This window comes from Methanohalobium evestigatum Z-7303, from assembly GCF_000196655.1.
In the GTDB taxonomy this organism is placed as follows: domain Archaea; phylum Halobacteriota; class Methanosarcinia; order Methanosarcinales; family Methanosarcinaceae; genus Methanohalobium; species Methanohalobium evestigatum.
Map to the genome: position 1 here is coordinate 1,456,471 of NC_014253.1, position 23,104 is coordinate 1,479,574.

21 protein-coding genes, 1 tRNA gene and 1 pseudogene are annotated in these 23,104 nt (G+C 37.1%); 14 read left to right on the forward strand and 9 right to left on the reverse strand.

Translation table 11 applies throughout. The features are described 5' to 3' along the window. Positions 1 to 401 precede the first annotated feature (401 nt). The 8 genes and pseudogenes from METEV_RS07255 to METEV_RS07290 all read left to right on the forward strand — a co-directional run bounded on the left by METEV_RS07255 (position 402) and on the right by METEV_RS07290 (position 9,526). Entirely contained in the window at positions 402 to 1,136 is a 735-nt protein-coding gene (locus METEV_RS07255) for a phosphoadenylyl-sulfate reductase (RefSeq protein WP_013194874.1), read from the forward strand. Between the two features lie 124 nt (positions 1,137 to 1,260). Beyond that, entirely contained in the window at positions 1,261 to 1,644 is a 384-nt protein-coding gene (locus tag METEV_RS07260; RefSeq protein ID WP_013194875.1) for a peptidyl-tRNA hydrolase, read from the forward strand. 443 nt (positions 1,645 to 2,087) lie between these two features. Continuing rightward, on the forward strand, positions 2,088 to 3,380 hold the full coding sequence (locus tag METEV_RS07265; protein ID WP_013194876.1) for an RNA-guided endonuclease InsQ/TnpB family protein: 1,293 nt from the start codon (positions 2,088 to 2,090) through the stop codon (positions 3,378 to 3,380). A gap of 48 nt (positions 3,381 to 3,428) precedes the next feature. Then, a pseudogene (locus METEV_RS07270) lies at positions 3,429 to 4,373 on the forward strand (citrate/2-methylcitrate synthase); the annotation flags it as partial. A gap of 22 nt (positions 4,374 to 4,395) precedes the next feature. After that, a complete protein-coding gene (gene acnA / locus METEV_RS07275; protein WP_013194877.1) occupies positions 4,396 to 7,197 on the forward strand; it encodes an aconitate hydratase AcnA in 2,802 nt (933 codons plus the stop codon). A gap of 102 nt (positions 7,198 to 7,299) precedes the next feature. Further along, positions 7,300 to 7,821, forward strand: coding sequence for a lamin tail domain-containing protein (locus METEV_RS07280; protein WP_013194878.1), 522 nt, complete (start codon positions 7,300 to 7,302; stop codon positions 7,819 to 7,821). A 65-nt stretch (positions 7,822 to 7,886) separates the two neighbouring features. Beyond that, positions 7,887 to 9,080 (forward strand): M20 metallopeptidase family protein, encoded by a 1,194-nt coding sequence (locus METEV_RS07285; protein ID WP_013194879.1) that lies wholly within the window; start codon positions 7,887 to 7,889, stop codon positions 9,078 to 9,080. Then, positions 9,080 to 9,526 carry a GNAT family N-acetyltransferase gene (locus METEV_RS07290; RefSeq protein ID WP_013194880.1) on the forward strand — a complete coding sequence of 149 codons (447 nt, stop codon included), beginning with the start codon at positions 9,080 to 9,082 and terminating at the stop codon, positions 9,524 to 9,526. Before METEV_RS07285 ends, METEV_RS07290 begins: the two co-directional genes overlap by 1 nt. Here METEV_RS07290 and METEV_RS07295 read toward each other — a convergent pair. The 3 genes from METEV_RS07295 to METEV_RS07305 form a co-directional block, all read right to left on the reverse strand. Continuing rightward, positions 9,520 to 11,367, reverse strand: coding sequence for a glycoside hydrolase family 15 protein (locus tag METEV_RS07295; protein ID WP_232216836.1), 1,848 nt, complete (start codon positions 11,365 to 11,367; stop codon positions 9,520 to 9,522). The genes METEV_RS07290 and METEV_RS07295 overlap by 7 nt on opposite strands. A 145-nt stretch (positions 11,368 to 11,512) precedes the next feature. Further along, positions 11,513 to 11,965: an N-acetyltransferase gene (locus METEV_RS07300; protein WP_013194882.1), complete on the reverse strand. Its 453-nt coding sequence runs from the start codon at positions 11,963 to 11,965 to the stop codon at positions 11,513 to 11,515. A gap of 45 nt (positions 11,966 to 12,010) precedes the next feature. Next, positions 12,011 to 12,085: transfer RNA gene (locus METEV_RS07305), tRNA-Arg, on the reverse strand. 151 nt (positions 12,086 to 12,236) lie between these two features. On the opposite strand from METEV_RS07305, the gene METEV_RS07310 reads away from it, so the two are divergent. Then, a complete protein-coding gene (locus METEV_RS07310; protein ID WP_013194883.1) occupies positions 12,237 to 12,692 on the forward strand; it encodes a hypothetical protein in 456 nt (151 codons plus the stop codon). 10 nt (positions 12,693 to 12,702) lie between these two features. After that, a complete protein-coding gene (locus METEV_RS07315; RefSeq protein ID WP_013194884.1) occupies positions 12,703 to 13,395 on the forward strand; it encodes a class I SAM-dependent methyltransferase in 693 nt (230 codons plus the stop codon). Here METEV_RS07315 and METEV_RS07320 read toward each other — a convergent pair. Then, positions 13,380 to 14,747, reverse strand: a complete 1,368-nt coding sequence (locus METEV_RS07320; protein WP_013194885.1) for a monomethylamine:corrinoid methyltransferase — start codon at positions 14,745 to 14,747, stop codon at positions 13,380 to 13,382. The two genes, METEV_RS07315 and METEV_RS07320, sit on opposite strands and share 16 nt — an antisense overlap. A 209-nt stretch (positions 14,748 to 14,956) precedes the next feature. Between METEV_RS07320 and METEV_RS07325 the strand changes: the two genes are divergently transcribed. The 4 genes from METEV_RS07325 to METEV_RS07340 all read left to right on the forward strand — a co-directional run bounded on the left by METEV_RS07325 (position 14,957) and on the right by METEV_RS07340 (position 18,563). After that, positions 14,957 to 16,072 (forward strand): iron ABC transporter substrate-binding protein, encoded by a 1,116-nt coding sequence (locus tag METEV_RS07325; RefSeq protein ID WP_232216837.1) that lies wholly within the window; start codon positions 14,957 to 14,959, stop codon positions 16,070 to 16,072. A 71-nt stretch (positions 16,073 to 16,143) separates the two neighbouring features. Further along, positions 16,144 to 17,238 carry a FecCD family ABC transporter permease gene (locus tag METEV_RS07330; protein WP_013194887.1) on the forward strand — a complete coding sequence of 365 codons (1,095 nt, stop codon included), beginning with the start codon at positions 16,144 to 16,146 and terminating at the stop codon, positions 17,236 to 17,238. Continuing rightward, a complete protein-coding gene (locus METEV_RS07335; RefSeq protein WP_013194888.1) occupies positions 17,238 to 17,990 on the forward strand; it encodes an ABC transporter ATP-binding protein in 753 nt (250 codons plus the stop codon). Before METEV_RS07330 ends, METEV_RS07335 begins: the two co-directional genes overlap by 1 nt. 72 nt (positions 17,991 to 18,062) lie before the next feature. Beyond that, complete coding sequence (locus METEV_RS07340; protein ID WP_013194889.1) at positions 18,063 to 18,563, forward strand: metal-dependent transcriptional regulator; 501 nt, start codon at positions 18,063 to 18,065, stop codon at positions 18,561 to 18,563. Between the two features lie 8 nt (positions 18,564 to 18,571). Here METEV_RS07340 and hdrB read toward each other — a convergent pair whose 3' ends face one another. The 5 genes from hdrB to METEV_RS07365 all read right to left on the reverse strand — a co-directional run bounded on the left by hdrB (position 18,572) and on the right by METEV_RS07365 (position 23,089). Beyond that, complete coding sequence (hdrB, locus tag METEV_RS07345) at positions 18,572 to 19,477, reverse strand: CoB--CoM heterodisulfide reductase subunit B (RefSeq protein WP_013194890.1); 906 nt, start codon at positions 19,475 to 19,477, stop codon at positions 18,572 to 18,574. Between the two features lie 33 nt (positions 19,478 to 19,510). Then, positions 19,511 to 20,005, reverse strand: a complete 495-nt coding sequence (gene hdrC / locus METEV_RS07350; RefSeq protein WP_013194891.1) for a CoB--CoM heterodisulfide reductase subunit C — start codon at positions 20,003 to 20,005, stop codon at positions 19,511 to 19,513. Positions 20,006 to 20,026: 21 nt separating this feature from the next. Then, a complete protein-coding gene (gene npdG / locus METEV_RS07355) occupies positions 20,027 to 20,782 on the reverse strand; it encodes an NADPH-dependent F420 reductase (protein WP_013194892.1) in 756 nt (251 codons plus the stop codon). Then, positions 20,749 to 21,972, reverse strand: a complete 1,224-nt coding sequence (gene iscB / locus METEV_RS07360) for an RNA-guided endonuclease IscB (RefSeq protein WP_013194893.1) — start codon at positions 21,970 to 21,972, stop codon at positions 20,749 to 20,751. The genes npdG and iscB overlap by 34 nt, the downstream gene beginning before the upstream one ends. Positions 21,973 to 22,351: 379 nt before the next feature. Continuing rightward, positions 22,352 to 23,089 (reverse strand): GltB/FmdC/FwdC-like GXGXG domain-containing protein, encoded by a 738-nt coding sequence (locus METEV_RS07365; RefSeq protein ID WP_013194894.1) that lies wholly within the window; start codon positions 23,087 to 23,089, stop codon positions 22,352 to 22,354. Positions 23,090 to 23,104: the final 15 nt, after the last annotated feature.

Consider the following 23,104-nt stretch of genomic DNA (forward strand, 5'->3'; position numbering starts at 1 on the left):
GTTTTATATAATACTTAATCCAATAACAGACCAATAGGTTAGAGCCATAACTATAAAAGCTATTCAGGAAGTCAAATTTAATATTAATCCAGGGTTTAATACATCTTTTATTTTATATTTGCCAATCTTACTGATATTGTTCATTTCCTCCTTGAGAGCCTTCTTTACAGACTGTAAATCATCCACATCGATTTTAAAAAAATAATTTAACACTACAAAACCAACTATAAGCATAATAAATACAAGCAGAATTGCAACTACGCACCACTTAAAAAAGAAAATGTTCAACCGGATGGAAAATTCAGAAACAAAATCGACAGAGTTGGATTTAATAATTACAAACAATTGGTATTAAACCAAAACCATGACTAATTAAAATTTTCAGTACCAGAGGCTGAAACATGTCCAGACAAATATTAAAATCATCAGAAGAAATTAATCAATTAGCTGAACAACTTGATGATGAAAACCCTCAAACAATCATTTCTTATGCACTTGATAAATATACACCCAACATTTCAATATCATTTAGCGGAGCAGAAGACGTAGTTCTTATAGACATGGCTAAAAAAATAAGGGATGACATAAGTGTATTTACTCTTGATACAGGACGACTGTATCCAGAGACCTACCGGTTTATAGAAGAGATATGCGACTATTACAATATTGATATAGATGTATATATGCCCGACCGTGAATCCACAGAGAAACTCGTGAAAGAAAAAGGGTTGTTCTCTTTTTACAATGATGGGCATAATGAATGCTGCAGCGTCAGAAAAATAGCACCCCTAAAACGAGCACTCGATGGTCTGGATGCATGGGTCACAGGGCAGAGGAAAGACCAGAGTCCAAGCCGGTCTGACCTTCCTGTCGTCCAAATCGACTCCGCTTTTGGTGGCGGTGAACTTGTGAAATTTAACCCTCTGGCTAACTGGACTCTTAAACAGGTATGGCAGTATATATTCGAGAATGACGTCCCCTACAACAAACTCCATGAAAAGGGCTACATTAGTATTGGATGTGAACCGTGTACAAGACCCGTTACTCCGGGACAGCATGAACGTGAAGGTCGGTGGTGGTGGGAAGAAGCCACCAAAAAAGAATGCGGTCTTCATTCAGGAAATATTAAAAAATGAATTTATTGAGGCAGTTAATTCTGCCTCTTTAACAAATTCATTAATCCAGTTTTTATATTCTAAAAAATACCAACCAAAAAATGAATAATATTAAACCTGTATTGTTATATAAGTAAGTGGTTATATGTTCTATAAATTAACCAAATTTGTTGAAAATTTATTTCCTAAAAACCCAACTTCTGAATATATACAGGTTATCGTTTACTGTACAAAAGCTGATTTATCATCAGGTGATTTATCTAAAAAAATATGTGATGTATCCAAAAAATCCAGTAATAAAGCACCTGAAAAAAATCTGGATATTTGGAATTTTAATAACAATCGGGATAAACAATTATTAAAATGTGATGATTTTTCGGAAATGGAGGAAATATTTGAAGAAGCTGAATATGGTGGAGTTCCAGCAAGTTCTATATGTAATGTTGATAACAACATCGTTTTAATTGCTATAGGACCTGATAAAACAGAAAGAATATCTGAATTAACAACCAACCTTGAAAGGATTTAATTTTTAAAAATATAAAAGTTATATTAACAACAGAAAAATTTTATATTTTTACAATATTTGAAAAATGTATTTTTTGTTAATAATACAAACTTTTCATAAAAACATATTTTTTTATTTTACTTCCTACAAATAATGTAAAATTATTATATTAAAATATATGAACTGGTTAACCTTTCATGAGAAAGGGGTATAGGGGTCAAAGGAAACCAACGGTTTTACCCGTTCTCCTTAAATCAAAGACACTCTAAATTAAAAATTTAGAGTTAAACTTAAACTTGGTAAATTGAAAATTTACCAATATCTTTAAACGACAGTTTAAAGAGTCTATGATTTAAGTTGTTTAAGGATATCTTTAAACTTGGTTTAAAGAGTGAGGAATTTAGACCCCATTGCTTAAAAGAACAAAATTTTTTATTTTAGGAAAACATTATATATATAATACAATGAAATTCACCACCAAAAACTATCTACGGATGAACAAGCAGCAGTACTGGATAGTTGACACTTTGAGTAAACTATCCAAGAACCTGTATAATGTCGGGGTGTACAATGTCCGACAGTATTATTTCTACAATAACAAGTTCTTACCGTACACCAATAATTACCATTATTGTAAAAATAATGATAACTACAGCCTGTTATATAGCGATAATGCTCAACAGGTTCTCAAAATCGTAGATAGGACTTTCAAGAGCTATTTCAGACTGCTCAAAGAAAGGAAAAAAGGAAACTACAACCGACCCATTAATACACCAGGTTACTTGGACAAAAATGGGCGGTTTGTATTGATATATCCCGCTCAAAGAATGTCTATTAAGGGTAGATATTTCAAACTAGGCATGAGTAGGGAATTCAAAAAACAATATAATCTTAATGGTGATGAATTAACTTTCAAATTACCAGACCATATCAATCCTGATGAATTAAAAGAAGTCAGGATTGTTCCAAAACATGACGGTAAATTCTACCAGATTCAGTATGTTTATGATAAAAAACCACAAGACATGAATCTGGACAAAAATCAATATCTATCAATCGATTTAGGTCTTGATAATTTTGCAACCTTTGTGGAAACATCCACAGGTACAGCCGAGATAATTGACGGTAAACACATCAAATCCATTAACCAGTTCTACAACAAAGAAAAGGCAAAGTTGCAGGGTGTGAAAGACAAACAGAGTATGGAACACAAGTTCACCAAAAGATTGAGTAGGCTTACTAATAAGCGAGATAACAAGGTGGACGAGTTCCTGAACAGGTCGGTTGATTACATTGTTAAAACATGTATAGATAAAGACATCGGCAACATTGTTATCGGTGAACTGAAAGAAATCAAACAGGAACAGAATATCGGTAAAAAGAACAATCAGAATTTCCAGAGCATACCATATTTCCTGTTCAAAAGTAAACTACAGTCCAAATGTGATTTGTACGGAATCAACTACATAGAAGAGGACGAATCCTATACCAGTAAAACCGATGCACTTGCTCTGGAACCCATCAGAAAACATGAAGAATATATGGGTAGAAGAATCAAGAGAGGACTGTTCAAGTCTTCCACCGGTCAATTGATCAATGCCGATGTCAACGGTGCACTGAATATCTTGAGAAAAGTAGTCGGTGATTCCATCCAAAGGATAACCGATAGAGGTCTCGTCAGCAGACCGGAGAGAATAAGGGTTACTTTCGAACCTGAAAAGCGACCAGCCTTCTCTCGAATTAAATTGTCAGTTTAACCTGACAAGCCAACGACTTTAGTCTTTGGTAGCTGACATCTCCTTTTAAACGGGACTATACCGAGTGACACAGAATTGAATGAATTTTCCAGTAAATTAAAAAATGAGAGGGAGATAAATGAGAATCTAATCCAGACAATTAAAACATGCAATTTTAATATAGAAGCAATGGATGCATTACGCACAGCTGTATCCCATATGTCACACTGTGATCCGGATTTAAACAATATATCACACGATGCAAATATACGCAAAGCTATCAAACTGATAGCCAGATTCCCTACAATTGTGGCTTCGTTCTCAAGAATCAAAACAGGTTATTATCCATTATTACCTGATGACAACCTTTCGCATGGTGCCAATTTTTTGTATATGCTTAGTGGTGAAAAACCTGATGAACTCGAAGCAGAGATCATGGAAAAAGACCTGGTTCTTACTGCTGAACATGAATTAAATGCGTCCACATTCTCATCTCGTGTAACCGCTTCAACACTTTCTGACCTTCATTCTGCAATAATTTCAGGACTCGATACTTTGAAAGGTCCTTTACACGGCGGCGCCAGAATGGCTGTTATGAACATGTTGGATGAAGTATCCTCATCAAATGATGCTAAACAATATGTGGTGGATTCAATAAAAAACAATCAGAAAATAATGGGATTCGGTCACCGGGTATATAAGACCTATGACCCACGGTCAAATATCTACAAAGACCTTGCAAAAAAACTGGCAGAAAATAAAGGGGATACTACACTATACAATATTGCAGAAAGGATAGAAGATACGGTTATACAAGAATTAGTAGAAAAACAGAATAAACCGATCTACCCAAACGCCGATTTTTACTCAGGTGTTATATATAAATATCTTGGATTACATCCCAAGCTTGCAACTTCTGTGTTTGCCATCGGAAGAGTATCAGGCTGGATTGCTCACTGCCTCGAGCAATATTCAGACAACAGGCTCATAAGACCAAGAGCAAGGTCTATTTAACCAAATTCAAAAAGGTGAGACAATGGGTACAGACTACGACCCTTTTGAAGCTAAATATTTTATTGATACAGATAACGAAAAAGTAGCAATATACCGTTTGAACAGACTGGAAGAACTTGGACTGGGAAGCATCTCTAAACTACCAAACTCCATCAAAGTATTACTTGAATCGTTACTCAGAAATGTTGATGGGAATCTGGTTACCGAGGACGATGTTAAAGCACTTGCGGGGTGGAGTCCTGACAAAGTACCAGAACACGAAATCCCTTTTATACCATCAAGAGTTTTAATGCAGGATTTTACCGGAGTCCCAGCGGTTGTAGATATAGCAGCCATGAGATCTGCCATGCAGAGAGAAGGAGGAGATTCATCAAGAATAAACCCTGAAGTTCCTGCAGACCTTGTGATAGACCATTCACTACAAATAGATTATTTTGGAACTGCTTACTCAAAAAAGTACAATGAAGAAAAGGAGTTTGAACGCAATAAAGAACGCTATTCTCTTTTAAGATGGGCTCAGGAATCCTTCGACAATTTCCAGGTCGTCCCACCAGGAAAAGGTATTATACATCAGGTAAACCTTGAGCATCTTGCCCCTCTTGTGCATTTTAAGAACAGTAAAAACAAAAACGAAAAAATTGCTTATCCCGATACCCTTGTAGGTACTGATTCACATACCACCATGATAAATGGGCTTGGTGTCCTTGGATGGGGTGTTGGAGGTATAGAAGCTGAAGCTGTCATGATGGGACAGCCATATTATATGTCCATTCCTGAAGTTGTTGGATTTAAGTTGGACGGAGAACTACAGGAAGGTGTCACAGCCACTGACCTTGTACTTACTGTAACTCAAATGTTGAGAAAACATGGTGTTGTTGGTAAATTTGTTGAATTTTATGGACCCGGATTGGAGAAATTAAGCCTTCCAGACCGTGCAACACTTGCCAACATGGCTCCTGAATATGGAGCTACTATGGGCTATTTCCCGATTGATGAGGAAACTCTGGAATACCTGAAGCTTACTGGAAGAAGTGAAAAACATGTAAATATGGTTCGGGAATACACCAAAGAGCAGGGACTTCTTTTTGATTCTCAAAATGATGAACCAATGTATAACGATAAACTGGAACTTGATATGAGCAACGTCGAGCCCAGCATAGCAGGTCCCAAGCGTCCCTATGACCGGATATCTATTGAAAATATGTCAGAGCATTTCCACAACCTCATGAAGCAAACCTTTGCAGAAAAAAGAGGTGAAAAGGATATACAGGAAAATGACCCTGACTATAATAGATGGCTTGAAGAAGGAGGTAACATAAGTAACGTACATACCCAGTCAGCTCATCATACCAGCTATATCAAGTGCAGGGATTCATTTACCACCATAACCCATGGAGCAGTTGCTATTGCATCCATTACATCCTGCACAAATACATCTAATCCATCTGTCTTAATAGGTGCCGGATTATTAGCCAAAAATGCAGTTGAAATGGGTCTTGATGTCAAACCCTATGTTAAGACAAGCCTTGCACCTGGTTCCAGAGTCGTAACAGATTACCTTGATAAATCCGAACTTTTACCATATCTTGAAGCTCTCGGATTCCATCTTGTTGGTTATGGATGTGCTACCTGTATAGGAAACAGTGGACCCATCAATGAAAGTGTAGAAAATGAGATAAAAGAAAAGGATCTCACCGTAGCGGCTGTTCTCAGCGGCAACAGGAATTTTGAAGGGCGGATAAACCCCTATATCAAAGCCAATTATCTTACATCACCAATGCTTGTCGTTGCCTATGCACTAGCTGGAACCGTGGATATTGACCTGAAAAATGAAGCACTGGGTTGTGATCCAAATGGGTTGCCAATTTATTTGAAAGATATCTGGCCAACCCAGAATGAAATCAACCAGATTATAAAGGATACCATTGATTCTGACATGTTTGAAAATGAATACTCACATGTCATGGAAGGTACAGAGCTCTGGGATGATATGGATGTTCCACAAGATGACCAGTACCATTGGGACCCTAACTCCTCCTATATACAGGAGCCACCGTTTTTTAAAGACTTCCCCCATGAAACCCCAAAACTACAGGATATTAAAGGCGCAAGGGTTCTGGCATATCTGGAGGACAACATAACAACAGACCATATCTCGCCTGCTGGAGCTATTCCTGTTGACAGTCCTGCAGGACAGTATCTGCTCAATCAGGGTGTAAAAGAGGAGGATTTCAATACTTATGGTTCACGAAGAGGCAACCATGAAGTGATGATGAGAGGTACATTTGGAAATATACGCCTCAATAATAAACTGGTGGACAGAAACGGTGGATGGACTCTTTATCATCCAACAGGAAAAGAAATGAGTATTTACGATGCCGCCATGAATTACCAAGATAACAATATACCTCTTATTGTGATGGCAGGTAAAGAATACGGTACAGGAAGTTCCAGAGATTGGGCAGCCAAAGGAACACAATTGCTGGGTGTTAAAGCAGTAATCGCTGAATCCTTTGAAAGAATCCACCGCAGTAACCTTGTAGGAATGGGTGTTTTGCCTTTACAGTTCAAAAAAGAAGAAAACACCGATACGCTTGGATTAAAGGGTAATGAAACCTACGATATAAATGGAATAGAGAATCTAAAACCAGGCAATGAAGTAGAAGTTGTAGCCAGAACAGAAAATGGTGATGATATTACATTCAAAGCTGATGTCAGACTGGATTCTGATATAGAACTGGAATACTATCGAAACGGTGGAATTCTACACAAATTCCTAAGAGAAATTCTAAATGAAAAATTAAAGCTGGATAATCAGCTTTAATTTTTTTGATTGTTGAAATATCTTAACCAGCAAAACTTTTTTACTGAGAAAGAACCATTTTAAAGATTACTTACTAAAATTTAGGTCTGGGCGGTAAAATTATTGCTTGGTGATAAAACTGCCGCATCCCCTGTTGTGGGTATCGTAATAATGTTTATACTCACTGTTACAATGGCTGCAACAGTTGTGACCATTGCTTTTGGGTTTGCAGAACCACTACCTAAAAACCCATTTTTTGAATCCGGGAATCCGGGAATCCGGGAATCCGGGAATCCGGGAATCCGGGAATCCGGGAATCCGGGTATATACATAAATGAGTTTAAGCTGGGTGCAGATAATAATCCAAATAAGGAGTGGGTCTCAATTAAGAATAGCAAAAAATCTGCGGTAAACCTTAAAAACTGGATAATCAAAGATTATGAACAAATTTATAATTACAGTTATAAACTCAATTCTTTTAATTTGGGTACTGGCGAAACGGTAACAGTCCACACTGGCAAAGGTACTAACACCAGTAGCGATATATATCTGGGACTGGATAAATGTATCTGGAACAATACAGGAGACAAAGTATACCTCTATAACTCTAACGGAAATCTTGTAGATACACAAAAGGAACATTAATTTGTGGTAACTTCTATATGTAGTAAAACCGTATTTGTTTCAAAAAGCAATCCGAGGATATTTATTTGACATCGATTGAAAACTGGATTATCAACATCCGCCGTGAGTTACACCGTTATCCAGAACCAAGTTTTGAGGAGTACAATACTCAACAAAAGATAATAGAATTTCTTGACAATATAGGTATTGAATCAGAAAAAATCGCTGATACAGGTGTTATAGCTACCATTAAAGGTGATTTACCGGGTTCATGTTTAGCCCTGAGAGCTGATATGGATGCTCTTAGAGTTGCCGAAGAACAAACAGAACTAAACAAAGATTATATATCACAGAATGAAGGTATCATGCACGCCTGTGGACACGACGGTCATATGGCTATCGTACTGGGTGCTGCACGGTTATTGAATGAAATGCGAAACCAGATTCCCGGAAGTATAAAACTGATTTTTCAGCCTGCAGAAGAACAGCCTCCTGGAGGTGCATCCAAAATTATCAAAGAAGGTGGAATTGATGATGTGGATGCTATTGTTGGGCTTCATATATTCGGAGACATGGATTTTGGTAAAATCAAATTTAAATCCGGCTGTTTTATGGCAAGTTCAAACCGATTAAATCTTAGCATTTTTGGAAAGGGAGGACACCATTCAAACCCTCATGATTGCATAGACCCGGTTTTTATAGCTTCTGATTTTTTAAGTTCTATACATGATGAAATTCAAAAAATAATCAGTCCTTCAAGATATGTTTTGGGTATTGGAAAAACCGAAGGGGGAGAACAATTCAACCGGTCTATGGACAGATTGGATATAGTCGGGAGTTTCCGGACATTCCATGATGAAGATATCAATATTATTGAATCTGTTATAAAACAAAAACTTGATAATTTGATGTACGCCTATTCTATAGAAGGTATTTCTGATGTCCCAAAATATAACCTTGATATCATTCGTGCCTATCCTGTATTAAATAATAATGATAAATTTGCCAGTGCAGTATATAAGCTACTAAAAGATAAACACCCAGAAGTTGAAATCGATAAAAATGCCAAGCCCTTATTTGGTTCGGAAGACTTTGCATTTTATGTTAAAAACATTCCAGGATTTTATTTTACAATTGGAACAAAGAATATCCAGAAAAATGTTGTTGAAATCAACCATTCCAGTAAATTCGATATTGATGAAGAAGTACTTATAATTGGAGTTCGTATTCTTAAAACTATTACAATGGACTTTTTAAACAATCCTAAGGACTATTTATAATGATTATCCAGGAATGCAAAAAGTATCAAAATACCCAAGTAAAAAATCTGGTTCTGGAAATCCTCAATGAGCATGGTTTTGAATATGACCCTGAAAAGGATTATGATCTTGATGATATTGAAAAATATTATCTAACTGATGGGTCTGTATTTTATATCGGAATTGCTGACGGTCAAATTGTAGGAACAGGTGCTTTAAAAAGGATTGATAATAATAGATGTGAAATAAAACGGATGTATGTTAAGAAAAGTTTTAGAAACCGAGGATATGGATTAAAACTTTTTGACGCAACTCTTGAATTTGCACAAAAACATTATAAAACTGCTACAATAAAAACCAATATTAAATTAAAAAGAGCCATCAATCTATATTTGAAAAATGGTTTTTTAATTACAGCCCTTGATACAAAAAATAATATAGTACATATGGTAAAACATTTTTATTGAAGCTTGCAGTAATTTTCACTTATCGCATTTAGATACTCATATATTGTAAGTACAAATGCACTATGTGACCACATAAGTGGCAATACTGATTTGAGAGAACCATCATTTGCCACCTGTTCTGCCATTAACCCTGTCGTTGGATGACTGTTATCAGCACACCAGTTTATAAATTCCAGTGCCCTGTCAAGGTCTCCTATTGCTATATGCCATTGTGCTACCCAGAGAGTACAAATAATCCAGCTGTTCATATACCCCATGTAATTATCATCCATGTACCTGGCTATTCCACCGGAAGGACGTGATAATTCATATTCTATCGCTTTCATAGTGTTTACCACTCTTTCATCATCCGATGGGAGGATTCCGAAATACCAGACACCGAAAAGGGATGAATCGATGGTTGAATCATGAAGTGAGCGTTTAAAACGCTGTTTTTGCTCATCATAAAGATATTCTATTATGGCATTTTTGACCTTTTTTGCCGATTTCAACCAGTATTCAAACTCTACATCATGTCCGAGTGCTTTTGCAATCTCTGCTGCACCATAAAGTCCTGCATATATAGTGCATGCACTATAGGTATGCACACCTTTGCGTTCTTCCCATAGGTCAAAACTTGAAATCGGCAGTCCGTCAGAGTCGATGGAACTCGCCAGATAATTAGCAGCAGGAACTACTATAGACATGAAATATCTACCTATAGTCCAGACATTACGCGACATCAACCAGTTGTTATAAAGAGCATAAAGAGGTAAACCGGTCTCATCAATCTGAATCATTGGAACAGGATGCCATGTACTGCCAAAATCCCCTGCAGGTGTATATTTGTGAAGGAAATAACCTTTTTCTGATATTACCTTTGAGTAGAAATCAAAAACTTCCAAACTCAAATTGTGGTATTTTGCACTGTCAAGAGCAACAACTGCCCATGAGGCATCACGAGGCCAGCAATATGTATAATAATCAGCTCCGAACTGTTTTATGTCAGTATCACATGATGCTATTAAAGATCCATTTATATCCATGTGGGATATGGTCGCAAGAAGACTGCGATAAAACATTCTTCTGATTTTATCAGGCAACTGGTCCATTGCTCTGTATTCAGGAAATATAGTAAAACGTTCAATAAAAGAATTCCAGAAACTGAAAACTTTACGAAATAGAGAATTATCTTCCTGGTCTTTTATCCTGTTGTGTAGTTTAACTGTACTGGTATAATTCTTTCCGGTTACAATCCAGAAATGTATCACTTTCGATTGGCCGGGCTGTAGATTAGAGATAGTCCACCCTACAGTTGAATCCACCGACCCGTGTGCAACTACATTACCACTCAATAAACCGTCATCTTCCATATCCTTCCATGTTCCTTCAAAACCATTCCATTCAGCATCCCCGACAGCCCATTGGTCGAATTGAGGGGAACTGCTGTGGAGGAAATACCGGTTACGTTTGTAATGTATCAGGAAATCCCTGTCAACAACTGCGGTTTCTGCAAGTTTATCCTCAAGTATCCTGTAATTGTGTGTGGAAAAAAATCTCAGATTCCTTGATGTATTAGATGTATTTTCTATTTCAAATATACGGTAAAAATAGTTAAGGGAAGGGTGTATAGAATCATAGATATGGATTCTTAGACCCATTTCAGGATTTTCAAAATACGTTTCTCCTATATTGGATACGTAACCTTCTGATAAATTCTTTTTTTCAGTTACTTCTGTTTTTCCGGATGTACCAGGTTTTATAAAATCCCTGGAAAAACTTGATTTATATGTTTGTTCGAGGTTCCAGTTTTCGAGCCAGCTACACAGCTGTTTATCAAGATCGCATACTCCGGTACGCATCGAATTACCGTGGTTTTCCAGACCTACATAAGGATAATATAGGTCTCTAATAACCCCCTTTTCATCTTCACATACAAGGAACTGCCCGTTACTAAATACAAGAGGTCTGATATTTCTCCCTCACTGTTACTGATAGTTTATAATGTTATCTTAACTTTCTTACAAGAGGTATTTCATCACATTCTGGGAACTTGGGACATTTTATACATCCGTTCCAGATTTTATGTGGAAGTGATGATTTTTCAACTCTATTGAATTCTCTTTTTTCAAAAAATTCAGGTATACAGGTAAGAGTGAACACCGTTCCCACATCAAGTGCATGCTCATCTTCAAGACAGGTGTTTAACAGTTCTGAGCCTATACCATTATTTTGGTATTCAGGTTTTACAGCAAATGACAGTATTTCAGCAAGGTCTTCCCACATAACATGCAAAGCACAGCAACCTATTACTTCCCCATCAGTTTCATAAACATAAAAATCTCTGATGGATTCATAAAGTTCGCTATATGAGCGTGCAAGCATTAATCCTTCCTTTGCATAGCCATTAACCATATCTTTAATCGTTTTTACATCCTTAACTCTTGCTTTTCGAATCAAATCCTGCAATACCACCTTTATGATATGATTATTAAAGAATTAAAACGGGCGTGAAGGGATTTGAACCCTTGGTTTACAGCTTAGGAGGCTGTCGCCATGTCCTGACTAGGCCACACGCCCAGTTGAAAGGAATACAAAACTAATTTTTAAACCTATTGGTTCTCAATCCAGCGAGGTATCTAATTGGATAGAAATTATATAAAAGTTTGTTTTAATATGGCAGGAGTATTTAAATAAAAAAACTGATAATCCTATATAGGGGAGCAGTAAAATGAATAGGGTTTTTCAAACAATCATAATAATATCTTTATCTATATTGGTTCTAAGTTTCTCAGGGTGTGTTGACACGACAAACAATACTAACAACCGGTCAGAAAACAACAATTCAGAGACAACCGAATACATCTACAAAACAGCCAATATAGAAAACATCAAAATCAACATACTTGAGTCATTTCCTGTACAAGTAATAGTTGTGGCAGAAGGATACTTCCCAGATGGATGTACACAAATCCATGAAATTGAAAAAGAAAAACAGGGAAACAGTTTCAATATTACAATAACAACCAAACGTCCAAAAGACAAACTCTGTACCCAGCAGATTGTACCATTTAAAGAAAACATATCTCTTGATGTTGAAGGTTTAAAAGCAGGTGTTTATAATGTGAGTGTCAATGGAGTAAACGGTACTTTTGAGTTAACTATCGACAATATCACTAAAAAATAATATTAGGGGGATGGTTTGTATTTCAATTGATAAAGAATTATTGAATAAACAGTATGAACAATGGGAGAATGTCTACACAGAACACAGTGAAAAATTTGGTAATATGCCCAGTATTTTTGCCATGGAAACCATCAAGTTATTAAAAAAGGAAAATAAAAACCGAATACTTGAGTTGGGTGGTGGTCAAGGGAGAGATACCATTAATTTTGCACAGAACGGTTTTAAAGTCGATGTGGTAGATTATACAAAAAAAGGTATTGAAATAATTAAAGAAAAATCAAGATATCAGGGATTAGCCGAATATATAAATCCTGTCCAGCATGATGTCAGAAACCCACTGCCTTTTGAAGACGAAACTTTTGATGGATGTTATTCTCACATGCTGTACTGCATGGCATTAACCACCTCAGAACTTCAATTTATCACAGATGAAATCTGGAGAGTTCTAAAACCCGGAGGTCTTAATATATATACTGTAAGAAACAAAAATGACATCAGATACGGAACGGGTATAAATCGGGGAGAAGACCTTTATGAGATAAAAGACGGTTTCATTGTACATTTTTTTGATAAAGATAAAATTAAACATCTCTCCAGAGGTTTTGAAATTGTAGATATTGATGAATTTGAAGAAGGGATTTTACCGAAAAAACTGTATCGGGTTATCCTCAAAAAAATAAAGGGAGATTATAATCCGCAATAATCTTCAATTTCTGATAATATGCTTTTGTAAAGATTTATGTATTCATCTGTAGGTTCCATATCGTATTCGGAATTAACCACATAGCATTCATCGAAAGGTTTTCCTGTTGGTGGATTAGTGAATCTGTCTTTATATTTGGAATAAATTTTACTGACTATGTCATTAGCTTCTGAAAGATTTAGATCTGTTGCCATATGGGCTATTTCAGCCATGAATCGGGATTCAAGACCTGTTGAGTGGTCAGCAGTTCCGCCACGTGCACCGGCAGGACCTATAAGGATGTCTCTACCACTAACAGTATCTGCTATTGCCTGTGCTGCAGTTTCATAAAACATCATATCTGTGCAGCAACCTGCCTGATTCCAATAATATCTGGCTTTATAGTAATTCATATTACGTGAAAGTGCTATAGATGACAGACTGGATGCCCAAATTACTTCTTTTGTAGATGATGAATTGGTATTTACATGTATGGCACCCGAAACATGGAAACTGGCACCGGTAACAATTTTTGCCTGTATGGTTTCTGCAACATCAACAATCGCAAGTCCTGGTGCAGATGCAATTGATGTCCCTCCGAAAATGGGACACTGACCTGAAAGGTAGTGGTTTCCATGTTCCTGATGATATATGGATTTATAAAATGTTTCATAATCAGTTTTCAATTCATCCAGCTGGGAAACTTCTTGAGGGTCGGATTCTGAATATAATTCATCAGCTGATACAAGCATATATGCCTGCGAAATTGTAGGTGTTCCGGGACCCATCAAAGCAAGACCCTCTCTGCCTGCTATTCTGGTTGACAGTTTTTCCAGTCTTGCTTCTTTCAATGCCGCATACATCTCAAACGGGCTTTTCGGTTTTATCCCTTTACCTTCCAGCTTATCAATCACACCAGCATAAATCCCCTGCACAAGTGGCTCTCTTGCAGAACTTAAATGAACGTTAAGAAAATTTTCTTCAGAAACTGTTCCACCCATTGGTCCTCCTATAATAACAGGCGGTGTTGAATCCACTGGACATCTTTCAGGAACAGGTACTTTTTCTCTGTATTTTCCGATTTCGAGTTCTTTAAGTGAATAAATCGATTTTAAAATGTCATCTTTATCAACCGGTATAATTCTTTCAGTATCTATACAGTAAACACCTGTAGATGATAAAAGATCTATTCCCGCTTCAAAAACCGAATCTGCAAGTTCATCGTCGTCCGGCACAAATGACTCATTATCATATTTAATATCATATTCCTCTGCCAGCTCTTCAGCTTTCTGGAATACTTCCATATCATGCTTTTTTTCTTTTTTCTGTTCACCTTCAGTTGCTGCTTTGAGATAATTGTACAACTGCTTCATCAAATCACCTATATCTTATTCATTTTCAATTATTTATATAATCACCACATTACAATTCTGTTTTAATAATTTTGTTTTGTTAACGCTTTTCATACAATGTCCAACATAGATGGCATTTAGTGTTACGAATGAATAAATTTATATGAATAAACAAGCATATCCAAAAATAAAGATAACAACCATAATAAACCAGATAAAGTAGAGGATATATGATGAAGAAATGGATAGTTGCAACAATGGTAATAATGATATTAATTATCTGTACAGGTACCGGTTGTATAGATAATACCAGTGCAGGAAGTGAAAAAGAAAATTCTAGCACAGTAACGATTACAGACAGCCTTGGTAGAGAAGTCGATGTGCCTAAAAACCCCGAACGAGTTGTAGCTCAGGGACCGGGAGCTCTTAGATATCAATGTTATCTCAACGCTCAAGATAAAGTAGTAGGTGTGGAAAGCATCGAATTAAGAGAAGATGAAAACAGACGTCCTTACAGGATAGCAAATCCTCAGTTGAAAAATAAACCCCTGATTGGTGAATACAGAGGTAATACTGACCCTGAAAAAATTGTTTCAGTAAATCCTGAAGTCATTTTCTGGACATATGTAACATCACCCGATGATGCAGATAAACTGCAACAAAAAACTGGCGTCCCTGTAGTTGCCCTCAATTACGGCACACTGGGAGTTCACCGTGATGAAATGTTCAAGTCTCTTAGGATAATGGGTGATGTGTTAAATAAAGAAGAGAGGAGTGAAGATGTCATCCAGTTCTTTAATAAAACAATTAAGGATTTGAACAAACGAACCAATAATATTCCAGAAGATGAAAAAAGAAGCGTATACATAGGTGGTATCGCTTATAAAGGTTCACATGGCTACCAGTCAACAGAACCAGCGTATCCACCATTTGATTTTATAAACGCAAAGAATGTTGCCAGTGATATGGGAACAGATCATGCTGATGCATCAAAGGAAGCTATTATCGAATGGGACCCTGATATACTATTTGTAGATTTGTCCACCTATGATGCACAGCCATCAGCTGTAGAACAACTTAAAACCGACCCATCCTACCGCTCACTTACAGCTGTAGAAGAAGGAGAAGTCTATGGAGTACTTCCATACAACTGGTACACCAAGAACTATGGTACTGTACTGGCAAATGCATACTATCTAGGAACTGTGATTTATCCTGAAAGATTCAGTGATATCAATCCTGAAGAAAAAGCCAACAAAATCTATGAGTTCTTGGTATCAGAACCTGTATATGAAGATTTGGAAAAAGGATTTGGACGTGGTTATGGAAAAATCCCGGTTAATTGATAAGTTTTAACGCTCATTTTCCTTTTTTCCTTTCTAATTTTAGTTTAATATTACTTTAGCAGGGTGTCAGAATGGATTTCATGGACAAAAAAATGGATATTAACGAAGATGTAGAAAGCATCCCCCTGAATTATAATAAATACGTCAAAAAGAAGATTACATTTATCCTGATATCTTTTCTGTTTCTTATAACAATATTCTTCTATTCAATATCAGTGGGTAACGCCAATGTCCCCTTGAATGATGTTTTCCGGGTTTTACTTGGTCAAAATATAGAGAATTCTTCTACTATTATTTGGAATATACGTCTCCCACGGGCACTTGCTGCAATTTCTGCTGGTGTGGGTCTATCTGTATCTGGTGTAGCCCTACAGTCCATATTACGAAATCCTCTCGGTTCACCCTACACGCTTGGAATTTCCAATGCAGCTGCTTTTGGAGCCGCTTTTTCAGTGATAATACTTGGTGCGGGTTCCATGCATAGTACCGGAGCAGGTGCTGTAATTATTAACAACCCATATATAACTACAATTGTGGCTTTCCTCTGGTCTCTTGTTGCAACTTTCATGTTACTGGCAATATCAAAATATAAAGGCGCATCACCCGAGGTTATGATTCTTATAGGAGTTGCATTGTCGTCACTATTTACAGCAGGGACAATGTTTCTTCAGTACTTTGCCGATGATGTAGAGCTTGCAGCAGTAGTATTCTGGACTTTTGGGGATGTAGGAAGAGCGGACTGGGGAGAACTCGGTATCATAACCGCGGTAGTTGTCCCTGCAATGATTTATTTTATTCATAACAGATGGAATTACAATGCTATCGATGCCGGTGATGAAACTGCAAGAGGGCTTGGTGTTAATGTAGAAAGGATAAGGCTCTGGGGTATGCTTCTGGCATCCTTTGTAACAGCTATTATAATATCATTCCTTGGAGTAATCGGGTTTATAGGATTAGTGTGCCCCCATATAGCACGCCGATTCATCGGAGATGAACAGCGTTTTCTTATACCTGCTTCCTGCATAACAGGTGGATTGCTTTTGCTGGCATCTGACACTGCTGCACGTTTGATGCTCTCGCCTCATGTGTTGCCTGTTGCGATTCTTACCTCGTTTATGGGTGCTCCTCTGTTTATCTATCTACTGGTAAGGGGGTATAGACATTGATGATGGATGTCGATAATCTGGAATTTAACTACAAATCAGGAAATGTCCTAAAAGATATAGGGTTTGAATTGTATCATGGAGAAATCCTTGCAATTCTAGGACCCAATGGAGTTGGTAAAACTACACTGCTTCGTTGTATTAACAACATTCTCCCTCCAAAAAAAGGAATAATAAAAGTTGAAGATGAAGAAATCCTGTCGATGAAAAACGATGAGATAGCAAGACGTTTGGGATATGTGCCCCAACGGTCCGAAGTTGGAAGACTTACTGCTTTTGATGCAATCCTTCTTGGCAGGAAACCACATATGGGATTTCATGTAAAAGATAAAGATATTAAGATTGTTAATTTTGTTATTAATAAACTTGAACTTGAAGAACTGTCTCTTCGGAATATAAATGAATTAAGTGGAGGAGAACTGCAAAAGGTTATGTTTGCAAGAGCTCTGGTGCAGGAACCAAAGGTATTGCTTCTTGATGAACCAACAAGCAGTCTTGACCTTAAAAATCAGCTTGGAATCCTTAAAACCGTAAGACAAACAGTGGATGAAAACCAAATATCTGCGGTTTTTACAATGCATGACCTAAATCTTGCACTACGTTTTGCAGACCGATATGTTCTTGTTAAAAATGGAAGGGTATTCAAGCACGGTGGAAGTGATATAATAACACCTGAAAACATAGAACAGGTCTATGAAGTAAAAGTTGATGTGGAATACATAAATGGTTACCATATTGTTATACCCAGTGATTAATAACAATACTTTTATATAAAATCCCAGCAATTATCCAAATATAATTTGGATATCCAAAAATTGTTGGTTAATATGACAACTGAAAGAACTGAAGATTATTTAAAAACTATAGAAGCTGTGGTCTCCAAAAAGGGGTATGCACAGGTTAAAGATGTTTCTGCAGCACTTGGTACCAGTCCATCAAGTGTCACTGGTATGTTTCAGAAATTAAAAAATGATGGGTATATCAATTACGAAAAATATGGTGGAGTTACACTTACCTCTAAAGGTAAAAACATTGCCCAGAACACAAAAGCAAAATATGGAGTCGTGAAAGACTTCCTTACAGTACTGGGAGTGGACAGCAATACGGCTGATGAAGATGCATGCAGAATTGAACATGTGTTAACTGACGACACTATCGATGTATTGACAAAATTTGTGGATTTTATCCATCATTCTGATGAATATCCATTATGGATGGACCATTTCAAACATTTCTATGAAACAGGAGAATATATAAATTGTAGTCCAGCAACAAAGAAGAATTGTCCTGTGCACGGGAATACAAAAAATAAACAATCTGATAAATAATAAGATATTTATTGCTTGGTTACAATTTGTTCCAGCTTATCAAGAAATGTTTGGTTTTTTATGTAGTTTAGGTTTATTCCAAGTTCTGCAGGAGTGTAACCGAAAGCCAGACCAAGTAGCTGTGTGTAGTGCAGAACAGGTATTTCATAATCTACTCCAAATTTCTCCCTCAGTTCTGCCTGACCGGAGTCAAGTTGCATGTGGCAGAACGGGCATGCGTTAACAATGCAGTCCACACCCCTGTTTTTTATCTGTGAAAGCTTGTGGTTTGTTATTTCAAGAGCTTTATCATGGAGTGCAGAACGAACACCTCCTCCTGCACCACAGCATTCCATTTTATCAGGATAATCCAAACTCGATGCACCAGTTGATTCAATCAATTCATCGAAAAATTCAGGTCTTTCCACATTCCCCAGATTCCTTTCTCCTGATGGTTTAACAAGATGACATCCATAATGCAGTGCTACATTAAAATTTAGAGGATATTCTACCCTTTCACTGATATCCTCAGGTCCAAATTCCCTGTAAAGATATTCAATAATATGCCTGATTTTTATAGTTCCCCTGAACTCTTTGTTGATTTGTTTAAGATGATTGTTTGTTTCTTCCTTTAATTTTTCACTGTTTATGAGTTTATTATTTGCATCAGCAAGCGACCCATAACATCCGTTGCATATGGTTAATATATCTCTTTCCAGTTCCTCAGATATAGATATATTTCTGCCCGCGATTGCAAGCCATGTATTCATATCAAATGACCTGAATACCCCAGGTGCTGGACAACACGATGCATTGGGAAGATCTATCCAGTCAATTTCCAGCTTGTCAAGACAGAGTTTGGTGGCTTTTTCTATGCCCGGATATCGGTTTGGAATGATACATCCAAGAAAAAGTGACAGTTTATCAGGGTTCATATATCTACACAATATCATGTATGAAATAATAAATTATTCCTTTTTAGATGATACAAGTTCATCGAATTTACAGGATTTTAAGATTATTTTAACATCATCCAGTGCCTCAGGATGTTTAGACACTGTTTCTGGAAGTGGGTTCAGTCCAAGCTGTTCACGTTTTTGTTTTGTTTCTTCATTAATAGGTACAGCATGACCAGTCTCCAGCAACAGGTGACTTACTTTCCTGTGTTCTGAAAGCATTGTACCTTCACGAACTGCTACATTACGAATTTTGTAAACGCCATCAACGATTTTTATACCTCTGGGACATCTTTCCTGACATGTATAACATGTAGTACACATCCAGAGGTCTTTATCAGTAAGTATATTTCTATCGTTGCTGTAGGCTTTTTTAATGATTTTTCTTATATTTAAACTCATATGGCGTCCAGAAGGACAGCTACCACTACACACACCACACTGCATACATTTGAGTATATCAACACCTGTTTTTTTGAGTTTTTCAGAAAAATCTGATTCAGGCATTTTGGTCACCAAATATCTGATTCAGGAGAAATTAACACCCAAATCTTTTAAGTTGTTCATAATAGCAAGGTTGAGTAGCAGGGGTGTTATGGATTCTACAGTATTTGATACTGCCAGAGGACCTCCATAAAGCGGGCGAAGACAATTCATTTCTTTTGTAAGGTCAATAATCATCTGTTTTGCTTCATCATCATCAGCACAGATTACAGCATCATATCCAAGGTCACAGCTTGTATCTTTCAGTTTACATGAAGGTATATTATGATAAACTGACACTACCTTGGTTGAATCGGGAACCGATTCCTGAATTGCAAGTGCTGCTGAACCCTGCTTTGGAGGTGTATATTCAAAATGGTCACCTACTTTTTTCATGGGGACGATAGGAGTTACCAGTATTTTATTCTCAAGTTCGCTATATATGGGTTCAAGTGTTTTAAATACATGCTTATAAGGCACAGCAAGCACTATCAAATCTGCAACATTGGATGCATCTTTATTACCCATTCCTCTGATTTCTACTTTTGAAGTGTCACAACCAATGCTTTTCATTTCTGAAAGATATCTTTCAGCCGCTTCAACTGCTTTTTCAGGTTTCCTTGAACCTATAATTATCTCATTTTTTTGAGCCCAGCGAATTGAAAGCCCTTCACCTAAATGTCCTGTTCCTCCGATTATTGCAATTTTCATCCAATTGGTCGCAGGAGACTCCCTGCGCGAGCTGGGAGAGGAATGCGACCTATTTTTTAAATCTGTATTTGTTGGGTTAGTGTTGTGCATCTTGCTGAGATTCTCCTGCAGTTTTTCTTAACGTTTGGGTTTTTCTTGGAAGTATTTCCGAATATATCCATGATGCTGAAGTTACCTGATGTTCTTTTCCCTTTGACGAATCCGGAAACATATGGAGTTTCGATGAAATCGAATTTCTTCAATCCGTGGAGTTTTCCTGTTGGGATTTTCTTCTCGGATTTAACACCTTTAGTTTGCTGATAGTCACCTTTATTGACGTGTTTTTTATAATACACTACATTAGATAGTTGTAAATTCGGGTTATTCTCATCACAGCAGATTGCTACTGCATCGTTGTAGTGGGTTTTTTCCAGTTTTAGTTTCTGTTCTCTCTTGTACTTGGTTATGTACCCGAAAGTTTCCTGAAACTTCCAATTAAGCTTTCTTATCTGCGACCTGACAATACCCATCTCAGTCGGGTGTTTCGTGTTAGATGGATTTTTGTTTATACTGAACTCACCCTTGTGCAGTTTGCTGTGACAGGTTTCGCAGAGAGTGATTAGATTGTTAGGTCTGTCAGTACCACCTTTACTTCTGAATATGATGTGGTGACATTCTAATTTCGGATCTTTTGATTTGTTCTTGCATTTTTGACAGGTATAGTCATCTCTGTGCAATACATAGATTCTAATGTTGTAGTATCCTTTCAGGTCACCATTCTGGTAACCTGTACCAGAAACATTTGGATTCGTGATTTTGTGTATGTCAAATGAAGTAGTTTCTACTATCCATTTCTTGACAGGTAGGATGGATTCAACGAATCTTCTTTCTCTTTCGTGGGACTGCACTTTGCTCTTGATGGATGGTGCAATCCTGTTTTCTTTCTTGGAGTTACCTCTGTTGTTGAATCTCGGCTTTCTGTATCTTGTCTTTCTGTATCTTCTGTTCATCCTGTGATCAGCTCTATCTTTCATCTTTTTGGATACATCATCTCTCAATTTGATTTCTGACTGGTACATGACTTCGTCGTTAGCAACAGCTGCACATCCGATGTATTTAGAACCGGAATCCATTCCGGCAATTACTGGCTGGGTGTACTCAGTTGTTTCGTAGAGTAGTTTGATAGAGAATGGAGTTCTTCTGACGACCTTGGCTTTACCAGATTTCAGCAATCTTCTGGCTTTAGCAGGTCTTGTGGGCATTAACGGTTTCTTATTTTTGCTTAATACATAAACATGCATTTGTAATTCCTCCTCATGGGAGTTGTGCGTAGGTCAGGACTGTCGGGTTCAATCCTGACTTCCGACTTCCTCTCGACCGGAGTACCAGAGGTTTAAAAGTACAGCCACTGTTCCTACTCCGCCAGAACTGTTTAGACTGCATTCTCAGAGCAAGGGACTGAGGCGGCATCCCAGGGTGACTACTGTTGTATTCTCCGGTATCGTTTACTGGACTTTTTTCTATTATTATTAACATATATAACCCATATCCAGTGGTCTGGTCAACCAGGAACTTGCTTTATGAAAACAAGCTCCTTCCTCAAACTGAAGCATTCGCTTCAGTTAAGGAGGGGTAGTTGACTGTAAGCCTCATCAATACTATCAAATATTTCCAAAGATTTCAGTATACATATAAATTCTCATATGGTCTACTGGATAATGGAAGTAGCTTAATAAAAGGCTTACTCATGATTTTATCAACATCAAATCCAAAATCTTGGCAATATTCGGTAAGGTATTGTCTCAGTATCTTTCTATCTTCTTCATCAATGTCAAGTTTTTTTACTTCCTTACCGAGTGTATCATTCTCAACATCACCCCGAATATAGATAACTCCACCATGCATCCCTGTACCCAGATAATCCCCTGTTATTATTTCACTATCATTATCAATACCAAGCAGGATAAATATACCTCCTGCCATATATTCACCAAGAAAATCTCTGGCAGTACCACCGCTTATGATTACAGGTATCTGGGACTTATATTCTTTCATATGAATACCCGCACGATAACCTACATTACCTTTTATAAACAGTTTTCCACCACGCATTCCATAACCTACAACATCACCCACATTTCCATGGACTGTTATTTTACCCATATTCATGGTGTTTGCTATCATATCCTGTGCATTACCATTAATTGTAAGCGAGGGACCGTTCATAAATACTGCACAATCATTTCCTGGTGTACCGTTTACCGTGATATTTACATTTTTGTTTATACCTGTGCCCAGATAACGTTGACCGTTGAGGTTATCAAGTATAAATTCAGTTTCCCCGCTTTCTGCCTCATCCTGAATGATTTTATTTAAATGTCTATAATATAAATTCTTACAATCGATTCTTTTTACCATCTATATCCATCCTGA

What these genes read in the sequence shown, in the direction of transcription:
- METEV_RS07255 (WP_013194874.1), top strand. Translation starts at nt 402, where the DNA reads ATGTCCAGACAAATATTAAAATCATCAGAAGAAATTAATCAATTAGCT.
- METEV_RS07260 (WP_013194875.1), top strand. Translation starts at nt 1,261, where the DNA reads ATGTTCTATAAATTAACCAAATTTGTTGAAAATTTATTTCCTAAAAAC.
- METEV_RS07265 (WP_013194876.1), top strand. Translation starts at nt 2,088, where the DNA reads ATGAAATTCACCACCAAAAACTATCTACGGATGAACAAGCAGCAGTAC.
- acnA (WP_013194877.1), top strand. Translation starts at nt 4,396, where the DNA reads ATGGGTACAGACTACGACCCTTTTGAAGCTAAATATTTTATTGATACA.
- METEV_RS07290 (WP_013194880.1), top strand. Translation starts at nt 9,080, where the DNA reads ATGATTATCCAGGAATGCAAAAAGTATCAAAATACCCAAGTAAAAAAT.
- METEV_RS07295 (WP_232216836.1), bottom strand. Translation starts at nt 11,367, where the DNA reads ATGCGTACCGGAGTATGCGATCTTGATAAACAGCTGTGTAGCTGGCTC.
- METEV_RS07310 (WP_013194883.1), top strand. Translation starts at nt 12,237, where the DNA reads ATGAATAGGGTTTTTCAAACAATCATAATAATATCTTTATCTATATTG.
- METEV_RS07315 (WP_013194884.1), top strand. Translation starts at nt 12,703, where the DNA reads ATGGTTTGTATTTCAATTGATAAAGAATTATTGAATAAACAGTATGAA.
- METEV_RS07320 (WP_013194885.1), bottom strand. Translation starts at nt 14,747, where the DNA reads ATGAAGCAGTTGTACAATTATCTCAAAGCAGCAACTGAAGGTGAACAG.
- METEV_RS07325 (WP_232216837.1), top strand. Translation starts at nt 14,957, where the DNA reads ATGATGAAGAAATGGATAGTTGCAACAATGGTAATAATGATATTAATT.
- METEV_RS07330 (WP_013194887.1), top strand. Translation starts at nt 16,144, where the DNA reads ATGGATTTCATGGACAAAAAAATGGATATTAACGAAGATGTAGAAAGC.
- METEV_RS07335 (WP_013194888.1), top strand. Translation starts at nt 17,238, where the DNA reads ATGATGGATGTCGATAATCTGGAATTTAACTACAAATCAGGAAATGTC.
- METEV_RS07340 (WP_013194889.1), top strand. Translation starts at nt 18,063, where the DNA reads ATGACAACTGAAAGAACTGAAGATTATTTAAAAACTATAGAAGCTGTG.
- hdrB (WP_013194890.1), bottom strand. Translation starts at nt 19,477, where the DNA reads ATGAACCCTGATAAACTGTCACTTTTTCTTGGATGTATCATTCCAAAC.
- hdrC (WP_013194891.1), bottom strand. Translation starts at nt 20,005, where the DNA reads ATGCCTGAATCAGATTTTTCTGAAAAACTCAAAAAAACAGGTGTTGAT.
- npdG (WP_013194892.1), bottom strand. Translation starts at nt 20,782, where the DNA reads ATGCACAACACTAACCCAACAAATACAGATTTAAAAAATAGGTCGCAT.
- iscB (WP_013194893.1), bottom strand. Translation starts at nt 21,972, where the DNA reads ATGCATGTTTATGTATTAAGCAAAAATAAGAAACCGTTAATGCCCACA.
- METEV_RS07365 (WP_013194894.1), bottom strand. Translation starts at nt 23,089, where the DNA reads ATGGTAAAAAGAATCGATTGTAAGAATTTATATTATAGACATTTAAAT.